Here is a 1,812-nt window from a genome sequence, read left to right on the forward strand (position 1 = left end):
CGAAAGAGCGGGGACGGAGTGGGCGATAGCGAGCTGGTCGAGCACCTGCCGCATCGCCCTCGCCGCCTCATGCAGGTCGGTGATTAGCGAGTGCGCCCCGGCCCCGGTGGCCTCCAGCTGCCCGGCGGTGGCGAGCTCGCGCAGGTTCCGGGCGGCCTCGAACGCGAACGCGGCGGGATAGGAGTAGGTGGGCATCACAAGCCTCCCTGGTAGATAAGGACGGGACGCCTGTCAGGTGCACACGCAGACGCACGCGGTGCCGCCGACCCGCTCAGAGGGGTCGACGGCACCGGATACGAAGGCGCCTACGAGAGGCCGAGGCCGCGGTCACGTGCAACGGCCGCGACACCGGGATGCGCGAACCACGACCCATCCGTCTCCGCCGACGAGGGCTCGCGCTTCGCCGCCCTCGCTCCTGCTTCCTTCCGCCCGCGAGCCGCGGCACTGCGCGGTCCGACAGCACTGCGCGACCCGACGGCGCGGCCCGAGATCGCCGCGCCGGCCGTCGCCGCTGCTCCGGCTCTCAGTGCGGCACCGGCCGCCGCCGCACCCCCTGCGCCCCTGGCGACTCCTCCGACGGCCCTGGTCGGTGCGGTCGGCGCTGGCGCGGGGGTCTCGGCGTCGAGGCTGTCTTCGGGCGGGATCGGATGCTGCCGGTACAGGGCGACGTGCCCCAGGTCGGGGTTGGAGATCATCGTGTACTCGCCCGAGACCGTCTCCTTGTCGAGGGCGCTGGCCGGTGGGGTGTCGTAGACGTAGCCGTTCTCCATTGCCGCATCGGTGGTCTCCTTCCCGTGATCCCAGCGGGCCAGGTGCTCGATCGCGGCGTCGGGGCCGTCGCGGTCGATCAGCCACAGCACCGCATCGGCCTCGTCGCCTTGGAGGAACACGACGTTCACCCACCGTTGCACCGGCCCCTCGACCGCTGCCGCCTCTGCTTCGACGGCATTCGCGCCGACGGGGTGCCAGGCGATCCGGCCGGCCGTCTGGGAGGCAGCGCCGAGCTGTTCTTCGACCGCGTCGAGGGCGGTCGCGGCGGCGTTGAGCTGCCGGGCTGCGGTACGGGCGTAACGGATGCCGAGGACCTGGTCACCGGCATCGTCGAACGCGCGGCCCTCGTGCCGGCGATGTCGCTGGGCGATCTGGTCGATGGACTGCTGCAAGGAGCGCACCCCCGCGAGCAGGTCGCCGATCACCCCGTAGGCGTCCTCGGGATGGGCGAAGTCGCGGCTGGCGTGGGCCAGGCCCCGCAGCGCCTGCGATGCCTCACTGGCGTCGGCGACGGGATCGTAGAACGTAGGCATGACGAGCCTCCCAGAGACGTGACGGTGGTGGATGCCCGGCAGGTGCGCCCCAACCCCCCGAGCTCAAAATCCACCCCGGCCTTGGCGGGTTAGATGTGGCGGGCCAGGGGCAGGGCGGCGGCGGTGAATGCTGCGGCCTGCTGCCCGACGAGCTTGCGGGTCTCGCAGGAGGCTTGGATCGCGGATTGCTCGATGGCCGAGACCGCCGCGTCCAGCTCCTCGGTGGTGGGCGCAGAGATGGCGATGAACCCGCTCACCCGCAGCACGCCGTGCCCGGCGGTCAGGTCGGCCTCCTGCTGCAAGACGTCCTCGAACTCCGCGGAATGGGCGGCGTCCTCGATCTGCCCGATCCGCCGCCGCTGTGCCGCATCCGAGATGTGCTCGACCTTCTTCTTGCGGATGTCGCGGGCGGCTTGGTCGGAGCGCATCGGGGTGCACAACAGTGAGAACGAGCGTTGGATGCCGGTGGACAGCAGCACCGGTGACAGGAAGCCGGGGTAGACCATCG

General features: G+C 71.3%; 3 protein-coding genes. All 3 read right to left on the reverse strand.

Annotated features, from left to right (window positions below; genetic code table 11):
• A partial coding sequence (locus Q4F04_RS15825; protein WP_303370742.1) for a hypothetical protein occupies positions 1–195 on the reverse strand: 195 nt, incomplete at its 3' end.
• A gap of 110 nt (positions 196–305) precedes the next feature.
• On the reverse strand, positions 306–1,304 hold the full coding sequence (locus Q4F04_RS15830; protein WP_303370743.1) for a hypothetical protein: 999 nt from the start codon (positions 1,302–1,304) through the stop codon (positions 306–308).
• 89 nt (positions 1,305–1,393) lie between these two features.
• Positions 1,394–1,812, reverse strand: a 419-nt coding sequence (locus Q4F04_RS15835; RefSeq protein ID WP_303370744.1) for an SCO6880 family protein, incomplete at its 5' end; no start/stop codon positions are given.

The sequence above is a fragment of the Paracoccus sp. (in: a-proteobacteria) genome, from assembly GCF_030536915.1.
GTDB lineage: Bacteria > Pseudomonadota > Alphaproteobacteria > Rhodobacterales > Rhodobacteraceae > Paracoccus.

Excerpts from the sequence above, each read along its gene's own strand:
- Q4F04_RS15830 (WP_303370743.1), bottom strand. The coding sequence starts at position 1,304 with ATGCCTACGTTCTACGATCCCGTCGCCGACGCCAGTGAGGCATCGCAG.